This window comes from Streptomyces sp. NPDC037288, from assembly GCF_055603265.1.
The window spans coordinates 42728-60875 of record NZ_JBVJVY010000016.1; the positions used below are offsets into that span (position 1 = coordinate 42728).

An 18148-nucleotide genomic window follows, 5' to 3' on the forward strand; every position below is an offset into this window, starting at 1 on the left:
GAGGACGGATGAGGCGGATGAGCAGCAACGAAGACAGGCTTCTCGAATATCTCAAGCGCGTCACCGGAGACCTTCGTCAGGTCCGGGAGCGCCTTCGCGAGGTCGAGGAGAAGGGCCAGGAACCCATCGCGATCGTCGGTATGGCGTGCCGGTATCCGGGCGGTGTGCGTTCGCCGGAGGACCTGTGGCGGCTGGTGGCCTCCGGTGGTGACGCGGTCGGCGAGTTCCCGGCGGACCGCGGCTGGGACGTGGAGGACATCTACGACCCGGACCCCGAGGCGCCGGGGAAGACGTACACGCGTCGTGGTGGATTCCTGTACGAGGCGGGGGAGTTCGACGCCGGGTTCTTCGGGATCAGTCCGCGTGAGGCCGTGGCGATGGATCCGCAGCAGCGTCTGCTGCTGGAGACCACGTGGGAGACGTTCGAGCGGGCGGGTATCGACGCGGAGTCGGTGCGCGGCAGCCGTACCGGAGTCTTCGTCGGCTCCGGCTACCAGGACTACGTCAACCTCCTGGTCGGGGTGGGCGGCGAGTCCGACGGCCATCTCGGGACCGGGAACTCCGCCAGCGTGATGTCCGGCCGTATCGCCTACACCTTCGGCCTGGAGGGTCCGGCGGTCACCGTCGACACGGCGTGTTCGTCGTCGCTGGTGGCGCTGCACTGGGCGATCCAGGCGCTGCGGGGCGGCGAGTGCTCGATGGCGCTGGCCGGCGGCGTGCAGGTGATGACCACGCCGACCGCGTTCGTGGAGTTCAGCCGTCAGCGCGGGCTGGCCCCGGACGGACGGTGCAAGCCGTTCGCCGCCGGGGCAGACGGGACCGGCTGGTCCGAGGGCGTCGGCATGCTCCTGGTGGAGCGGCTGTCCGACGCCGTGCGCAACGGGCACCAGGTGCTGGCCGTGGTGCGGGGCAGTGCCGTCAACCAGGACGGCGCGTCCAACGGCCTGACCGCGCCGAACGGTCCGGCGCAGCAGCGGGTCGTCCGCCAGGCCCTGGCGTCGGCCGGACTGTCTCCCGCCCAGATCGACGTCGTGGAGGCGCACGGTACGGGGACGAGGCTGGGTGACCCGATCGAGGCGCAGGCACTGCTCGCCACGTACGGCCGGGAGCGGCCGGAGGGGCAGCCGCTGTGGCTGGGCTCGCTGAAGTCCAACATCGGTCACTCGCAGGCCGCCGCGGGGGTCGGCGGCATCATCAAGATGGTCATGGCCATGCGCCACGGGGTTCTCCCACGGACCCTGCACGTGGACGAGCCGACGCCGCACGTGGACTGGTCGGCCGGTGACGTCCGGCTGCTGACCGAGGCGGTGGAGTGGCCGAAGACCGATCACCCGCGCCGCGCCGCCGTGTCGTCCTTCGGCGTCAGCGGCACCAACGCCCACACGATCATCGAGCAGGCACCGGCGCAGGACGAGGAGCCCGCACGGGTTCCCGCCGACGGCCCCCTGGCGTGGGTGCTCTCCGCCAGGAGCGACGCGGCGCTGCAGGCCCAGGCGGCCCGGCTGCTGCCGTGCGTGCGGGGCGGGGCCCGGCCGGAGGACGTGGGCCTGTCGCTGGCCACGAGCCGCGCGGCCATGCGTCACCGGGCCGCGGTCGTGGGGGAGACCCGTGAGGAACTGCTCCTCGGGCTTGAGGACCTGGCCGCCGGGACCCCTTCGTCCCGTGTGTTGCTGGGGCGCCCGGCCGGCGGCAAGACCGGCTTCCTCTTCTCAGGGCAGGGCTCGCAGCGCCTCGGCATGGGGCGGGAGCTGTACGCGGCGTTCCCCGCCTTCGCCACGGCCTACGACGAGGTGTGCGCGCGTCTGGACGCCCCGGTCGACGTCGACGCCGAGACGCTCCACCGGACCGGGTGCACCCAGCCCGCGCTCTTCGCGGTCGAGGTGGCCCTGTTCCGCCTCCTCGAATCCTTGGGCGTCCGGCCCGACTTCGTCCTGGGCCACTCCGTGGGCGAGATCGCCGCCGCGCACGTGGCCGGTGCGCTGTCCCTCGACGACGCGGCGAAGCTGGTGTCCGCCCGTGCCGCGCTGATGCAGGCCCTGCCCGCGGGCGGCGCGATGGTCGCCGTGCAGGCCACCGAAGAGGAAGTCCTGCCCCACCTCACCGACGGGGTGAGCATCGCCGCGGTCAACGGCCCCTCGTCGCTGGTGGTTTCCGGTGACGAGAAGGCGGCCCTGGCGATTGCCTCGGCCTTCGCCGAGCAGGGCCGCAAGACGTCCCGGCTGAAGGTCAGCCACGCCTTCCACTCGCCGCTGATGGACCCGATGCTGGAGGAGTTCGCCGCGGTCGTCCGTGGCCTGGCCTTCGAGCGGCCGCGGTTACCCGTCGTCTCCAACCTCACGGGTGCGCTCGTCGAGACCTACACCCCCGAGTACTGGGTCCGGCACGTCCGCGAGGCCGTCCGCTTCGCCGACGGCGTCCGGACCCTGCACGAACTGGGCGTGAAGACCTTCGTCGAGATCGGCCCCGGCGGTGTCCTCAGCGGCATGGCGCAGGACTGCCTGGACGGCGCCGTCACGGTGCCGGCGCTGCGAGCCGACCGCCCCGAACGGCAGGCGCTCGTCACGGCCCTCGCGCACCTGCACAACCACGGCGTCACGGTGGACTGGAGCGTCTTCTTCGCCGGTGCGCGGAAGACCGACCTGCCGACGTACGCCTTCCAGCACGAGCGGTACTGGGTGCAGACCCCGGAGCCCGCCGCGGTGGTGGACCCGGTGGACGCGGAGTTCTGGGAGACCGTGGAGCGCGAGGACCTGCAGGCCTTCGCCGAGACCCTGGACATCGGGCCAGGGGACGCGTTCAGCGACGTGCTGCCGAGGCTGTCGTCGTGGCGGCGGCAGCGCAAGGAGCAGTCCGCCGTCGACGAGTGGCGCTATCACGAGTCCTGGAAGCGCCTGGGCGAGCTCGCACCGGCCGGCCCCGGCGGCACCTGGCTGTTGGCCGTGCCGGAGGAGGAGAACGAGCGGACCGCAGCGGTCCGCACCGCGCTCACCGCTCGCGGCGCCACCCTGAGGACCCTCGTCGTCGGCGCGGCGAGCGACCGCGCCGGACTGGCCGCGGAGCTGGCCGGGACCGGGCCGGTCGACGGCGTGCTGTCCCTGCTCCTCACCGGCGACCCCGTACTGCCCACCCTGCTGCTCGTCCAGGCCCTGGGCGACGCGGGCGTCGACGCCCCGCTGTGGTGCCTCACCTCGGGCGCGGTGGCCGTGAGCGGGTCCGACGCCGTACGCGACGCCCGGCACACCCAGGTCTGGGGCCTGGGCCGCACCGTCGCCCTGGAGCTGCCCCGGCGCTGGGGCGGCCTGATCGACCTGCCGGAGTCCGTCGACGACCGGGCCGCCGCAGACCTGGCCGACGTGCTGGGGCAGGTACTGACGGGCCGGTGGGAGGAGGACCAGCTCGCCGTCCGCGCCTCCGGCGTCTTCGCCCGGCGGCTCGCCCACGCACCGGCCCGGGCGGCCCGCCGCCGCTGGCAGCCCCGCGGCACCGCCCTCGTCACCGGTGGTACGGGTGCCCTGGGCGGCCACGTCGCCCGCTGGCTGGCGCGCGGCGGCGCCGAACACCTCGTCCTCACCAGCCGCCGGGGCGCGGACGCCCCGGGCGCCGCCGCCCTGCGGGACGAGCTGGAGGCCCTCGGTGCCCGCGTCACGCTCGCCGCCTGCGACGTGGCCGACCGCGACGCCGTGACGGCCCTGCTCGCCGAGCACACCTTCACCGCCGTCGTGCACGCCGCTGGGGTCGCCGACCCCGGCATGGTGGACGCCACCACCCCGGCAGCCTTCGCCGCCGCGCTCGCCGCCAAGGCCGGCGGCGCGGCGCACCTGGACGAGCTGCTGGGTGACCAGGAGCTCGACGCCTTCGTCCTCTTCTCCTCCATCTCCGGCGTCTGGGGCAGCGGCGGCCAGGCCGCCTACGCCGCCGGCAACGCCTTTCTCGACGGTCTCGCCCGGCAGCGCCGCGACCGCGGCCTCACCGCGACCGCCGTCTCCTGGGGGCCCTGGGCCGACGGCGGCATGGTCGAGGACGGCGACGACGAGGAGCGGCTGCGCCGCCGCGGCCTGCGGGCGATGACCCCCGCCACGGCGATCACCGCCCTGCAGCGCGCGCTCGACCGCGACGAGACCCAGCTGACCGTCGCCGACGTGGACTGGTCGCGTTTCATCGTGCCGTTCACCCTCGGCCGGCCCAGCCCACTGCTCGGCGACCTCCCCGAGGTGCGCGCGACGCTCGCGGAGGCGACCCCCGAGACGGGCCACGGTTTCGGGGCGCTCGCCGAGAGCCTGGCCGGGCTGTCGCACGAAGACCGCGCACGCGCCCTCGTGGACCTCGTGCGCACGCACGCCGCCGCCGTCCTCGGCCACCGCGGAGCGGGCGCCGTCGAGGCCGACCGGCCCTTCCGGGACCTCGGCTTCGACTCCCTGACCGCGGTGGAACTCCGCAACCGGATCAACGAGGCCACCGGTCTCGCCCTGCCCACGACGCTGGTCTTCGACCACCCCACGGCCGCGGACCTCGCCGCCCACCTGCTCGCCGAACTCACCGGCGGCCAGGAGACGAAGGCCACGCCCGCGGCGGCCGCCGTGGTGCTCGACGAGCCGATCGCCATCATCTCGATGGCCTGCCGCTACCCCGGCGACGTGCGCTCGCCCGAGGACCTGTGGGAGCTGGTCGCCTCCGGCCGCGACGCGATCTCCCGCTTCCCCGGCAACCGCGGCTGGGACGTCGAGGCGCTCTACCACCCGGACCCCGACCACCCCGGCACCACGTACACCACACAGGGCGGTTTCCTGCACGACGCGGACGAGTTCGACCCCGCGGTCTTCGGAATCAGCCCGCGCGAAGCCGTCGCCATGGACCCGCAGCAGCGCCTGCTGCTGGAGACCACCTGGGAGGCCTTCGAGCGCGCCGGGATCGCCCCCGACACCATGCGCTCCACCGCCACGGGCGTCTTCGTCGGCTCCGGCTACCAGGACTACACCGGCCGCCCGCTCAAGGTGCCCGACGGAGTCGAGGGCTACATTCCCAGCGGCAACGCGGCCAGCGTGATCTCCGGCCGGCTCTCCTACACCTTCGGCCTGCAGGGGCCGTCGGTCACCGTCGACACCGCGTGCTCTTCCTCACTGACCGCCCTCCACCTCGCCGTTCAGGCGCTGCGCAACGGCGAGTGCTCCATGGCACTGGCCGGCGGCGTGATGGTGATGGCCGGACCGTCCGCGTTCACGATGTCGAGCCGGCAGCGTGCGCTGTCCGCCGACGGCCGCTGCAAGGCGTTCTCCTCGTCCGCCGACGGCACCGGCTTCGCCGAGGGCGTGGGCCTGGTCCTGGTGGAGCGGCTGTCCGACGCCCGGCGCAACGGGCACGAGGTCCTCGCCGTCGTACGGGGCAGCGCGGTCAACCAGGACGGCGCCTCCAACGGCCTGACCGCGCCCAGCGGCAAGGCCCAGCAGCAGGTCATCCGGCAGGCACTCGCCAACGCCCGGCTCGCCCCGGACGACGTGGACGCCGTGGAGGCCCACGGCACCGGAACCCGGCTCGGCGACCCGATCGAGGCACAGGCGCTGCTGGCCACCTACGGCAAGGAGCGCTCCGCGGACCGACCGCTGTGGCTGGGCTCGCTGAAGTCCAACATCGGCCACGCGCAGGCGGCCGCGGGCGTCGGCGGCGTCATCAAGATGGTGATGGCCCTCCGCAACGGCGTCCTGCCGCAGACGCTGCACGTCGACGAGCCGACCCCGGACGTCGACTGGGCCGGCGGGAACGTGCGCCTGCTCACCGAGCAGACCGCCTGGCCCGACCGGGACAGGCCACGGCGCGCGGCCGTCTCCTCCTTCGGGATGAGCGGCACCAACGTCCACACCATCATCGAGCAGGCCCCGAACACCGCGCCCGCCGCCGAGAGCGAGCAGCCCCCCGCAGCGCGGGACGCGACCGCCGCCCCGCCCCTGGTCGTGTTCCCGTGGGCGCTGTCCGCGAAGACCGCCCGGTCCCTGCGCGCGCAGGCCCGCCGGCTGCTGAACCACCTCGACCGCGCCGAAGGGTTCTGTCCGCCCGACGTCGGCCGCGCCCTCGTCACCACGCGGACGCAACTGGAACAGCGGGCCGTGGTCGTCGGCCGTGACCCGCACGAGCTGCGGGCCGGGCTCACGGCGCTCGCCGACGGCACACCGGCGGACACCGTGGTCCAGGGCACCGCCACGGCCTCCGGCAAGGTCACCTTCGTCTTCCCCGGGCACGGCTCGCAGTGGACGGAGATGGCCCGCGAACTGCTGGAGACCTCCACGGTCTTCGCCGAGCAGGCGAAGGCCTGCGCCGAGGCGTTCGCCCCCTACGTCGGCTGGCCGCTGCTCGACGTCCTGCGCGCCGAGCCGGGCGCACCGGGCATGGCCGAGGTGGAGGTCGCCCAACCCGCGCTGTTCACGGTGATGGTGTCGCTGGCCGCCCTGTGGCGCTCCTACGGTGTGACGCCTGCCGCCGTCGTCGGCCACTCGCAGGGCGAGGTCGCCGCCGCGTACGTCGCGGGCGCGCTGACGCTGGACGACGCGGCCCGGATCGTGGCCCTGCGCAGCCGCTCGCTGACCAAGCTCATGGGCAAGGGGGCGATGCTGGCGGTCGCCATGCCGGCCGACCGGGCCCGCGCGAGGCTGGAGAAGTACGGGGACCGGCTGTCGGTTGCCGCCGTGAACGGGCCCGCCGCCCTGACCGTCTCCGGAGAGCCCGATGCGGTCGACGAACTCCTGGCGGAACTCGAACACGAGGGCGTGCGCGTGCGCAAGGTCCGCGGCGCCACCGGCGCCGGGCACTCCGCCCAGGTCGACAGGCTGCGCCCCGAACTCCTGGAGCTGCTGGCCCCGGTCGCGCCGCGCGCGGCCGACGTCCCCTTCTACTCCACGGTGACCGGCACGGTGCTGGACACCATCGCCCTGGACGCCGAGTACTGGTACCGCAACGCCCGCCGCACAGTTGAGTTCGAGCGGACCGTACGGACGCTCCTGGACGACGGGCACGGGGTGTTCGTCGAGTGCAGCCCGCACCCGCTGCTGTCCGGCGCGGTGCAGGAGATCGCGGAGGAGGCCGGTGCCGACGCCGTGACCGGCGCCTCGCTGCGCAGAGGCCAGGGCGGCATGGACCACTTCCTGCGCTCCGTGTCCGAACTGCACGTCAGCGGCGTACACGTGGACTTGACGGTCCCCTTCGCCGGGCGGCCGGTACGGCGCGTGGACCTGCCGACGTACGCGTTCCAGCGCCAGCGGTACTGGCTGCAGAGCGCCGACCCGGTGCCTGCGGGCGCCGATCCCACCGAGGCCGGGTTCTGGGAGCTGGTGGAGAACACGGACCTGCCCGGGCTCGCCGATCAACTCGGGGCGGACGACGCCGCCCTCATCGGCCCGGCGCTGCCGGTGCTGTCCGCGTGGCGTCGGCGCAGCCGCGCGAAGTCCACGGTGGACGGCTGGCGCTACCGCGTCTCCTTCCGGCAGCTCACCGACGACCCGGCTCCCAGTTTGGACGGCCTGTGGCTCGCCGTCCTCCCCGCCGGACTGGCGGACGAGCAGTGGGCGCCCTGCGTCGTCGGCGTGCTCGGCGCCCACGGCGCCAAGGTGCGGGTCGTCGAACTCCCCGTCGACTGCGACCGCGCGCAGGCCGCGAACCGGCTCGCCGAGGAACTCGGCGGCGAACAGCCCGCCGGTGTCCTCTCGATGCTCGGCCTCGCCCCCGGCTGCCACCCGGCCCACCCGACGTTGTCCGCAAGCCTCGCCACGACCGTCACCCTGATGCAGGCGCTGGGCGACATCGGCGTCCAGGCACCGCTGTGGTGCGCGACCCGCGGAGCCGTGTCCACCGGAGCCACCGACCCGCTGTACGACGCCGTCCAGGCCCAGCTGTGGGGCCTGGGCATCACCGCCGCACTGGAACTGCCCCGGCGCTGGGGTGGCCTCGTCGACCTTCCCGAGAAGCTGGACGCGCACGCGCTGCGCCGCCTGGCCGGAGCGCTGGCCCAGCACGACGAGGACCAGCTCGCCGTACGTGCCGACGGCGTGTACGGCCGGCGCCTGGTCCGGGCGCGGCCCGCCGACGAGGAGCCCGCGACACCGTGGCAGCCCCGCGGCACCGTCCTGGTCACCGGCGGAACCGGCGGCGTGGGCCGGCACCTCGCCCGTTGGCTGGCCGGCGCGGGCGCGCAGCACCTGGTGCTCACCAGCAGGAGCGGGCCCGACGCTCCCGGCGCGCGGGAACTGCAGGCGGAGCTGACCGCTCTGGGCGCCGAAGTGACCATCGCCGCCTGCGACATCGCCGACCGCGACGCGGTCGCGCGGCTGCTCGCCGGCATCGAGTCCCGGCACCCCCTCACCGCGGTGCTGCACGCCGCCGGCACGGCACGGTCGTCCATGCTGGCCGACGCCGGTCTCGACGAGTTCGCCGAAGCCGCGGCCGCCAAGGTCACCGGCGCCCTCCACCTCGACGAGTTGCTCGACGGCCGTGAGCTGGACGCGTTCGTGCTGTTCGCCTCCGGTGCCGGCGTCTGGGGCAGCGGTGGGCAGGCCTCCTACGCCTCGGCCAACGCCTTCCTCGACGCTCTGGCACTGCGGCGGCGGGCACGCGGCCTGACCGCGACCTCGGTCGCCTGGGGCGGCTGGGCGGGCGGCGGCATGGTCGACGACGCGGTCCAGGAGCGCGGCGAACGGCGGGGCCTGGGCGTCATGGCCCCCGATCTCGCGATCTCCGCCCTGCGCCAGGCCGTCGAGCACGACGAGGCGGCCCTCACCGTCGCCCCGATCGACTGGGAGAAGTTCCTGCCCGCCTTCACCGTGGGACGGCCCAGCCCGCTGCTGGCCGACCTGCCCGACGTACAGCGGCTGTTGGAGGCCGAGCAGGCCGCAGCAGGCGAGGAGACCGGCGCCGGAGCGGCGCTGGCGACCGAGCTCGCCGGACTCGCCCCGGCCGAGCAGGAGGAGCGGCTGCTGGAGCACATTCGCGCCCAGAGCGCCGTGGTCCTCGGTCACGCGTCGATCGAGGACGTGCTGCCCACCGCACACTTCCTGGAGCTCGGCTTCGACTCGCTCACCGCGATCGACCTGCGCCGGCGCCTGGCTGCGGCGACCGGTCTCCACCTGCCCGCCGGACTGGCCTTCGACCATCCCACGCCCACCAGGCTCGCCAAGCACCTGTTGACACGGCTCCAGGGCGTCGGCCGCGGCGCGGCGCAGGAGCAGCCCGCCGACATGCTGGTCCAGCTCTACCGGCACGCGAGCGAGAACGGGACGGCCGCCGAGGCCATGGGGATGCTGATGGAGGCGGCCCGCTTCCGGCCCTCGTTCGAGCGGCCCGAGGAACTGGCCCAGCGTCCCGCCCCGGTACGGTTGTCGCAGGGCGACCGTCCCCTCGCGCTGATGTGCTTCTCGCCGTACGTCGTCCCGGCCGGGGCGCACCAGTACGCGCGGTTCGCCACCCCCTTCCGCGACCGGCTGGACGTGTGGGCCCTGGTCCACCCCGGCTACGAGAAGGGCGAGCCGGTCCCGTCCGACCTGGACGTCGTGCTCCGGCTGCACGCGCAGACCGTACGCGAGTGCGCCGGCGGAAAGCCGGTCGTGCTGCTCGGCTACTCCTCGGGCGGCTGGATCGCCCACGGTGTGGCGGCCCACCTGGAGGCCATGGGCGAGCAGCCGGCGGCCGTGGTGATGGTCGACAGCTTCAGCCGAGAGGTCCCCTTCGACCACCAGGTGCTCAACGCGATGGCCCAGGCGCAGTCGCAACGCCTGGACTTCATGAGGTCCGGCGGCGAACAACTCACCGCCATGGGCCGCTACATGCGCCTGTTCGACGACTGGGCCGCGCCACGGATCGCCGCGCCGACCCTGCTCGTACGGGCGAGCGATCCCATGCTGTCCGGCACCGCGGACGGCGACGGGCGCGCGGCACCGCCCGAGCACGTGGACACGATCGTCGAAGTGACCGGAAACCACTACTCGATGCTGGAGGACCACGCCGGCACCACCGCGGCGACGGTGGATGCCTGGCTGGCGGACGTCGTCACCGACGCGTCCGGCCCCGCCGCACCTCCGGACGCAACGACCGCATGACCGGCCCGCGACCACCGCGAGCACCCCAGACCGGACAGAGCAGATCCGGACAGAGCAGATGTGGGAGAGAAACCATGACGAAGGCTCTCTACGAGATCGGCGAGACCCCGCCGCTCGGTGAGGTCCCGCGGCAGATGTACGCCTCGGTGATCCGCCAGAACCGCTTCGGAGAGCCGAAGCAGGCGTTCCGCACCGAGGTCGTCGACACCCCCGAGGTGGGCCGGGGCCAGGTGCTGGTCTACGTGATGGCCGCCGGCATCAACTACAACAACGTGTGGTCCTCGCTGGGCGAGCCGGTCGACGTCATCGGGATGCGGCAGCGCCAGGGACAACCCGAGGACTTCCACATCGGAGGCTCGGAAGCCTCCGGTGTGGTGTGGGCCGTCGGCGAAGGCGTCCGCAACGTCAAGGTGGGCGACCACGTGCTGCTCACCAGCGGCCAGTGGGACGAGACCGCCGAGGACATCCGGATGGGTACCGACCCTCTGGTCTCGGAGAGCATCAAGGCCTGGGGGTACGAGACCAACTACGGCTCCTTCGCCCAGTTCTGCCGGGTCGACGAGTACCAGTGCCACCCCAAGCCCGCCCATCTGTCGTGGGAGGAGTCGGCGGCCTTCCTGCTCACCGGACCCACCGCCTACCGGCAGCTGTTCGGCTGGCAGGGCAACACGGTCCGCCCCGGCGACCCGGTCCTGATCTGGGGCGGTGCGGGCGGCCTCGGCTCGATGGCCATCCAGCTCGTCAGGCTGGCCGGCGGCATTCCGATCGCCGTGGTCTCCAGTGAGGACCGCTCCGAGTACTGCCGCCGCCTCGGGGCCGAAGGCACCATCAACCGCCGCGACTTCGACCACTGGGGCCGGCTGCCCGATGTCGGGGAGGCCGAGGCGTCGGCGCGGTTCCTGCGCGGCGCCCGCGGGGTCGGCAAGAAGATCTGGGAGATCCTCGGTGAGCGCAAGTCCCCGCGGATCGTGCTCGAGCACAGCGGCCAGGACACCCTGCCGACCTCGATGTACCTCTGCGACAACGCGGGCATGGTGGTGATCTGCGGCGGCACCTCCGGCTACAACGGAGACGTCGACCTGCGCCACCTGTGGATGCGCTCCAAGCGCCTCCAGGGCTCGCACTACGCCGACACCCGCCAGTGCCGCGAGGTCATCAACCTCGTCGGCGCCGGCATGCTCGACCCCTGCCTGTCCGCCTGCGACGGCTTCCAGGACATCGGGCGCATGCACCAGATGATGCACGACAACGTGCACCCCTCCGGGAACATGGCCGTCCTCGTGAACGCGCCTCGGCGCGGCGAGACCACACTCGAACTCGCCGCCGCCTGACCGTCCCTCGTACGAACCCCCTCCCACCAGCCCTAGGAGAGTCATGCCCGAGCCCACCGCCGACGCACCCGCCGTCCCCAAGGCCCGCAGCTGCCCGTTCCTGCCGCCGGACGGCATCGCCGGCATCCGGGCGGCCGCCCCGGTGACCCGGGCCACCTTCACCAGCGGCCACGAGGCGTGGCTCGTGACCGGCTACGAAGAGGTGCGCGCCCTGCTGCGCGACCCCTCGTTCAGCGTCCAGGTGCCCCACGCGCTGCACACCCAGGACGGCGTCGTCACCCAGAAGCCCGGCCGCGGCAGCCTGCTGTGGCAGGACGAGCCGGAGCACACCGCGGACCGCAAGCTGCTCGCCAAGGAGTTCACCGTCCGGCGCATGCAGGCGCTCCGGCCGAACATCCAGCGCATCGTCGACGAGCACCTCGATGCCATCGAGGCGCGGGGCGGCCCGGTCGACCTGGTGAAGACCTTCGCCAACCCGGTGCCCTCCATGGTGATCTCCGACCTGTTCGGTGTCCCGGCCGAGCGCCGGGCGGAGTTCCAGGACATCGCCGAGGCGATGATGCGGGTCGACCAGGACGCCGCCGCCACCGAGGCCGCCGGCATGCGCCTGGGCGGGCTGCTCTACCAGCTCGTCCAGGAGCGCCGGGCCAACCCCGGTGACGACCTGATCTCGGCGCTGATCACCACCGAGGACCCCGACGGCGTCGTCGACGACATGTTCCTCATGAACGCGGCCGGCACCCTGCTGATAGCGGCCCACGACACCACCGCCTGCATGATCGGCCTCGGTGCGGCGCTGCTCCTCGACCGCCCCGACCAGCTGGCCCTGCTGCGCGAGGACCCGTCGCTGATCGGCAACGCGGTCGAGGAACTGCTGCGCTACCTCACCATCGGCCAGTTCGGCGGCGAGCGCGTCGCCACCCGGGACGTGGAGCTCGGCGGCGTGCGCATCGCCGAGGGCGAACAGGTCGTCGCGCACGTCCTCGCCGCCGACTTCGACCCCGCCTTCGTCCAGGAGCCGGAGCGCTTCGACATCACCCGCCGCCCCGCCCCGCATCTGGCCTTCGGCTTCGGAGCACACCAGTGCATAGGCCAGCAACTCGCCCGGATCGAGCTGCAGATCGTCTTCGAGACCCTGTTCCGCCGCTTCCCGACCCTGCGTCTGGCCAAGCCCGTCGAGGAGCTCCGCTTCCGCGACGACATGGTCTTCTACGGCGTGCACGAGCTGCCCGTCACCTGGTGACCTCCGCACCACGCGCCCACTCCCACAGGTGATCAGTGTTCCGCCACAGTCGGCCTCCGGTCCGTGACCGGGGGCCCTGGGCCGGACGGCCGGACGCCGACCGCACCGCGCGCACGGCTCCGCTGACGCTCTGAGACCTGCTTCCCGTAGCCCCTCACGCATCGATGAACGACCGCACCGCCGATAGTTCGAAAGGCACGACATGACCGAGACCGAAATCCGCCCCACCGGGTCGCCGGCCCCGGCCTTCCCCCAGGACCGGACCTGCCCGTACCAGCCGCCGAAGGCCTACGCGCAATGGCGGGGCGAGAACCCGCTGACGCAGGTCACGCTGTTCGACGGCCGACCCGCGTGGCTGGTCACCGGGCATGCCGAGGGACGGGCGCTGCTCGTCGACCCCCGGCTGTCTTCCGACTGGGGCCACCCGCTCTTCCCCGTCGTCGTCCAGCGCACCGAGGGCCGCGGCGGGCTCGCGTTCCCGCTGATCGGTGTCGACGACCCCCTGCACGCCCGGCAGCGGCGCATGCTGATCCCCAGCTTCGGCGTCAAGCGCATGAACGCCATCCGTCCCAGGCTCCAGAGCCTGGTCGACCGGCTCCTGGACGACATGCTGGCGAAGGGGCCGGTCGCGGACCTGGTGTCGGCCTTCGCCCTGCCCGTGCCCTCCATGGCGATCTGCGAGCTCCTCGGCGTCCCCTACGGCGACCACGACTTCTTCGAGGAGTGCTCCCGCAACTTCGTGGGCGCCGCGACGTCGGCGGAGGCCGACGCGGCCTTCGGCGAGCTGTACAGGTACCTGCACGGCCTGGTCGTGAAGAAGCAGGCCGAGCCCGGGGACGGCCTGCTGGACGAGCTGATCGCACGCCAGTTGGAGGAGGGCGAGCTGGACTACAACGAGGTGGTCATGATCGCGCTGGTCCTGCTGGTGGCCGGCCACGAGACCACCGTCAACGCCATCGCCCTCGGAGCCCTCACGCTCATCCAGCACCCCGAGCAGGTCGAGGTGCTGCTGCGTGACCCCGCTGCGGTGTCGGGAGTGGTCGAGGAGCTGCTGCGGTTCACCTCCGTCTCCGACTACATGGTCCGGATGGCCAAGGAGGACATCGAGGTCGGCGGCGAGACCATCAAGGCCGGGGACGCGGTGCTCGTCTCCATCACGCTGATGAACCGCGACGCCAAGGCGTACGAGAACCCCGACGTCTTCGACGCCCGGCGCAACGCACGTCACCACGTCGGCTTCGGCCACGGCATCCACCAGTGCCTGGGGCAGAACCTCGCCCGCGCCGAGCTCGAGATCGCCCTCGGCGCGCTCTTCGCCCGCATCCCGGGCCTGCGGCTGGCCGTACCCCTGGACGAGGTGCCCATCAAGGCCGGCCACGACGCCCAGGGCCCGATCGAGCTCCCCGTCACCTGGTGAGGATCCCGGTGGAGGGAACGGAATCAAGGGAGGCGGGCCACGCCATGCGCATCACCATCGACCGCGACCGGTGCATCGGCTCCGGTCAGTGCGTCATGACCGCACCCGGCGTCTTCACACAGGACGACGACGCGCTGGTCGCCCTGGTCCCGGGACATGAGGACGGGGCGGGGGACCCGCGGGTGCACGACGTCCCCACGGCCTGTCCGGTACAGGCGGTCGCGATCTTCGAGGACTGAGCGGCACCGGCCGTGGGGCGTGGGCTCCGGGCGAGCGGTGGCTCTCCGGGAGCCGGGCGGCCAGGGCCACCGCCTGCTGGAATCCCGCAGCGGCGCATCACGGGGACAGGCCCGTGAGCGCCTCGTCGGCACCATGGCCCAGCAGTTCGTGGAGCAGGGGGGTCGCGGGCAGTGCCGCGTGGAGGTACACGCGCTCGCGGCGTTGTTCGACGGCGGCCAGCAGCATCCGGAAGGTGGTCCTCGCCTCCTCGATCCGCCCGCCGTGACATTGCGCCTGGCCCAACAGGCCCAGGTGCAGCGGGTGGCGTATGTACGTCCGGGACTGGCCTAGTTCGGCCAGCGAGGTGTGTATGAGGGCGAGGCCGTCGTCGTGATCTCCCGCGTGCACCAGGCCCCACCCCTTCACGACGCCCAGCATGGCCTTCCAGTAGAGAAGTCCGTGTTCGCCCGCAACGCGGACGCCCTCGTCGCTCGAGGCGAGTGCGGTACGGGTGTCGCCTTCCCAAGCGGCCACGACCCCGTCCACGTACAGCGCGAAGGAGCGGTCGGACGGCCGGCTTTCGTACTCGGTGAGGCTCAGCAGCTCACGTCGGCGCGCGTCGGCGGTCTGCCGGTGTCCGAGCAGCCAGTGGGTGAAGGTGTCGTAGGAGCGGCAGGAGACGCGTGGGTCGTGCTGGAAGGTACGCGCCAGCGCATGACCCTCGTTGGCGAAACGATCTGCCATGACGACGCCGCGCTCCAGTTCGGCGAGTGCCTGCGGGAGCATTCCGCGCACATGGAGCACGATGCCTTCGCCGTAGGCCGCACCGAGCGCCGCCACGGGCTCCGGGCTCTGCCGCGAGATGTCGCGCAGCAGACCGGACAGCTGCCGTGAGGCGTCGTAGCGGCCGGTGACCAGGTGTGCCGCGCACAGCGCCCAGAGCACCGACGAGTCCTCGGGGGCGTGAGTGGCCGCGCTGAGGGCGCGACCGCGCGTCAGTGCCGTCTCGGCCTCGGGGTGGCCGTAGCCGCGCGTGGTGGCGAGTACCTGGCCGAGTTGGATGTGCAGCTTCTGTTCCAGCCTGACCGTGGCGGAGTCGTCCGGCGGCAGGAAGCCGACCAGGTGCACTGCGCGGCGCAGCCAGATCTCCACCTGCTCGTACGCCATGGACTGCTCGGCGTGTTCCGCGGCGAGCAGCAGCCGGGGCAGCACCTCGGCGGCGGGCAGTGCGCTCTTGGCGTGCCAGCTGTGGTGCGCCACCCGCTCTATCTCCTCGTCCCCCACCTGCCCGCGCCTGCGTGCGTACAGTGCGTCGGCGACCCTGGCGTGCAGGCGGTGGCGGTCCTCACGGGGCAGCTCGTCGACGAGCGTCTCCTGGACCAGGGCGTGAGCGAAGTGCAGCCGCCCCGGATGGTGTGGGTCCTCCTCGAGCAGGCCGGCACGGATGGCCGATTCAAGACCCTCGATGACCGGTTCGTCGTGCGTGGCGGTCCGGTGCAACAGGTCGGTGTCCACCTCGGCGCCGATGACGGCGCACAGTCGAAGCACTCGCAGGACCGGCTCGGGTAACGCGGCGAACCGCTGGTGCAGCGCCTCGCGTACGCCGGTGGGAATGTGAGCCAGGAGCGCGTCGACCGCATCCGGGCGGCGTAGTTTACGCGCGTCGCCCACGAGGGAGAGGAGCTGCATCACGAAGTACGGGTTGCCTTCGCTGCGCCGGTGCAGCACCTCGACCACCTTCGGGTCCACACCCGACCCCGCATGTGCCTCGACGAGGGCGCCGACGGCCCGCAGGGAGAGCCCGCAGAGCCGCAGCGTCTCGGTCCTGGGGCCGCGCAGTACGTCGGAGACCATCCGGCGCAGCGTCGCGTCCGATTCGGCCTCGAACTTGCGGGCCGTGAACACGATGCCGAGCGGATGGCCCTGGCAGCGGGTGCTCAGCAGCCTGAGCAGGTCGAGGGAGGCGGTGTCCGCCCATTGCAGATCCTCGAGGAGCAGCACGAGCGGGTGTTGCCCGGCGAGGGTGAGTAACACCTCGCAGACCGCGTCGTGGGCGAGGAAGCGGGCCTGGCACCAGTCGGAGGCCCATTTCGGGCTTCCGGTCCGGGCCGCCGACCGCTCGGGCATCAGTGGGGCGAGCAAAGCGCCGTACGGTTCCGTCGCCTCGCGAAAGGCATCCGGCCGGGTGGCGGACAGCCGCCGCAGGATCTGGGTCCACAGCCAGTAGGCGGGGACGCCCTCGCCGGGGAAGCAGTGGCTCCAGACCACCTCCAGCCTGGAGCGCTCCTCCTGCGCGCCCATGCTCTCCAGACGTGCCGCGAGTTCAAGCAGCAGCCGGGTCTTCCCGACTCCCGGGGGGCCGAGGACGCCGGCCACATGGCCGTGGCCCACGACCACGCTCGCGGCGGCGGTCGTCAGGCGGTCGAGCTCCTGGCTGCGGCCGGTGAACGGCGAGGGGACAGCCGACCACCCCGAATCGAACCCCGGGGATCCGCCGGGCCCCGGGGCAGCCGGCGGCTCGTGGTCCGGCTCCGACACGGGCCGCCACGGGTCTGTCCCGGCCTGCGGGCCGGCGGCGTCCGCCCGCGCGCCCGGCGGCACATCGGTTCGCGCCTCCGGGCGCTCGTCGGTCCCCGCGATCCCGTCGTGCCGGACGGCCGCACCGGAGTCGTCCGCACCGTCGGCGTCGTCGGTGGCCACCGCCCGGCTGTGCCCCCGGGGTATGACGGCCGTGCCACCGTCCTTCGAGCCCTCGAAGCCCGACGAGTCCGGTACCGCGTCGTCACCGATCTCGTTCCTCACGAGCGGGACGTGCGACGCTCCGGTCGACTCGAGTGGTGCGGGTGACGGCTTCTTCGAGGGGGCGCTCGCTCCCGGCTCCTGGCGCAGGATCGCGTTTCTGACCCGCCGTAGTTCGGCTGCCGTGTCCACGCCGAACTCCTCGACCAGATGACTACGCGTCCGCTCATACACCTCAAGGGCCTCGGCCTGCCGCCCGAGCTGGGACAGCGCCGTCATGAGGTGGCCGACCAGCCGCTCCCGTGTGGGATGACGGCGCGCCTCCCGGTCCAGATCGGCGGCGACCTCTTCGGCCGCGCCGAGGGCCAGCCGCGCCTCCGCGCAGGACTCCACGGCGGTCAGCCGGATCTGCTCGAGCCGGGCGCACTCGTCGCTGAGTGCCGGATGGCTGTCGAACTCCGCGTACGGCGAGCCGCGCCACAACCCCAAGGCCTCGGTGAGCCGGGCATGCGCGGTGCGCGGATCGTGCTGCTCCAGCAGCCGCCGTCCGTCGGTGACCAGACGCTCGAAGCGGCAGACATCGACGTGTTCGGGATCGAGATCGAGGACGTAACCGGGTGTCCGATGACGCAGCACCGAAAGGTGGCCCGTTCCCGCCACTGGATGCAGGGCCCGGCGCAGATGGGAGACATGGCTTTGGAGTGTGGCGACCGCGTGACGGGGCGCTCCGTCACCCCACAGTTCCTCGACGAGCAGTTCGGTGGGCACCACGCGGCCGAGGCGGATGAGCAACAGGGCGAGAACTGTTCGCCGGCGTGGTGGGCCGAGCGGCAGATCCTGCCCGTTGTGTCGCGCCGACATGGGCCCCAGAACACTCAATAGGAGCTCAGCCTGGGCAGTTCCCGTGGGTAACACGTTTGCGGTCGGAGGTGTGGGCATGACTGGTCCCCATCGTTCTCGCGGATACGGCTGCCTGACGGACGGTTTCGAGCTGGCCGGTCCCACACCGTCTCCTGTGGATCTTGGCATAGGGAAAGCGCCTTCCAAGCCGGAGATCCGTCGATTGGCAAGAAAGCTGCGGGTTTTCGGCAAGGATTCCGACAAGTGGACCTGAAAACGACGGCAG

6 protein-coding genes are annotated in these 18148 nt (G+C 72.6%); 5 read left to right on the top strand and 1 reads right to left on the bottom strand.

Annotated features, from left to right (window positions below):
- Window positions 1–17: 17 nt before the first annotated feature.
- The 5 genes from ACZ7GZ_RS19770 (at window position 18) to ACZ7GZ_RS19790 (ending at window position 14303) form a co-directional block, all read left to right on the top strand.
- The gene (locus tag ACZ7GZ_RS19770; protein ID WP_471025725.1) at window positions 18–10073 is read left to right on the top strand and encodes a type I polyketide synthase; all 10056 of its coding nucleotides are present in this window, start codon (window positions 18–20) and stop codon (window positions 10071–10073) included.
- Between the two features lie 74 nt (window positions 10074–10147).
- The gene (gene ccrA, locus ACZ7GZ_RS19775; RefSeq protein WP_471025727.1) at window positions 10148–11404 is read left to right on the top strand and encodes a crotonyl-CoA carboxylase/reductase; all 1257 of its coding nucleotides are present in this window, start codon (window positions 10148–10150) and stop codon (window positions 11402–11404) included.
- 43 nt (window positions 11405–11447) lie between these two features.
- Window positions 11448–12647, top strand: coding sequence for a cytochrome P450 (locus ACZ7GZ_RS19780; RefSeq protein ID WP_471025730.1), 1200 nt, complete (start codon window positions 11448–11450; stop codon window positions 12645–12647).
- A 202-nt stretch (window positions 12648–12849) separates the two neighbouring features.
- Window positions 12850–14064 carry a cytochrome P450 gene (locus ACZ7GZ_RS19785; RefSeq protein WP_471025732.1) on the top strand — a complete coding sequence of 405 codons (1215 nt, stop codon included), beginning with the start codon at window positions 12850–12852 and terminating at the stop codon, window positions 14062–14064.
- 44 nt (window positions 14065–14108) lie between these two features.
- On the top strand, window positions 14109–14303 hold the full coding sequence (locus ACZ7GZ_RS19790; RefSeq protein ID WP_471025734.1) for a ferredoxin: 195 nt from the start codon (window positions 14109–14111) through the stop codon (window positions 14301–14303).
- Between the two features lie 97 nt (window positions 14304–14400).
- Here the strand turns inward: ACZ7GZ_RS19790 and ACZ7GZ_RS19795 are convergent, their stop codons facing one another.
- On the bottom strand, window positions 14401–17883 hold the full coding sequence (locus ACZ7GZ_RS19795; protein WP_471025735.1) for a BTAD domain-containing putative transcriptional regulator: 3483 nt from the start codon (window positions 17881–17883) through the stop codon (window positions 14401–14403).
- Between the last annotated feature and the right edge of the window lie 265 nt (window positions 17884–18148).

Bases quoted from the DNA above. Each gene is read 5' to 3' on its own strand.
- ACZ7GZ_RS19790 (WP_471025734.1), top strand. From the start codon at position 14,109: ATGCGCATCACCATCGACCGCGACCGGTGCATCGGCTCCGGTCAGTGC.
- ACZ7GZ_RS19795 (WP_471025735.1), bottom strand. From the start codon at position 17,883: ATGTCGGCGCGACACAACGGGCAGGATCTGCCGCTCGGCCCACCACGC.
- ACZ7GZ_RS19770 (WP_471025725.1), top strand. From the start codon at position 18: ATGAGCAGCAACGAAGACAGGCTTCTCGAATATCTCAAGCGCGTCACC.
- ACZ7GZ_RS19780 (WP_471025730.1), top strand. From the start codon at position 11,448: ATGCCCGAGCCCACCGCCGACGCACCCGCCGTCCCCAAGGCCCGCAGC.
- ACZ7GZ_RS19785 (WP_471025732.1), top strand. From the start codon at position 12,850: ATGACCGAGACCGAAATCCGCCCCACCGGGTCGCCGGCCCCGGCCTTC.
- ccrA (WP_471025727.1), top strand. From the start codon at position 10,148: ATGACGAAGGCTCTCTACGAGATCGGCGAGACCCCGCCGCTCGGTGAG.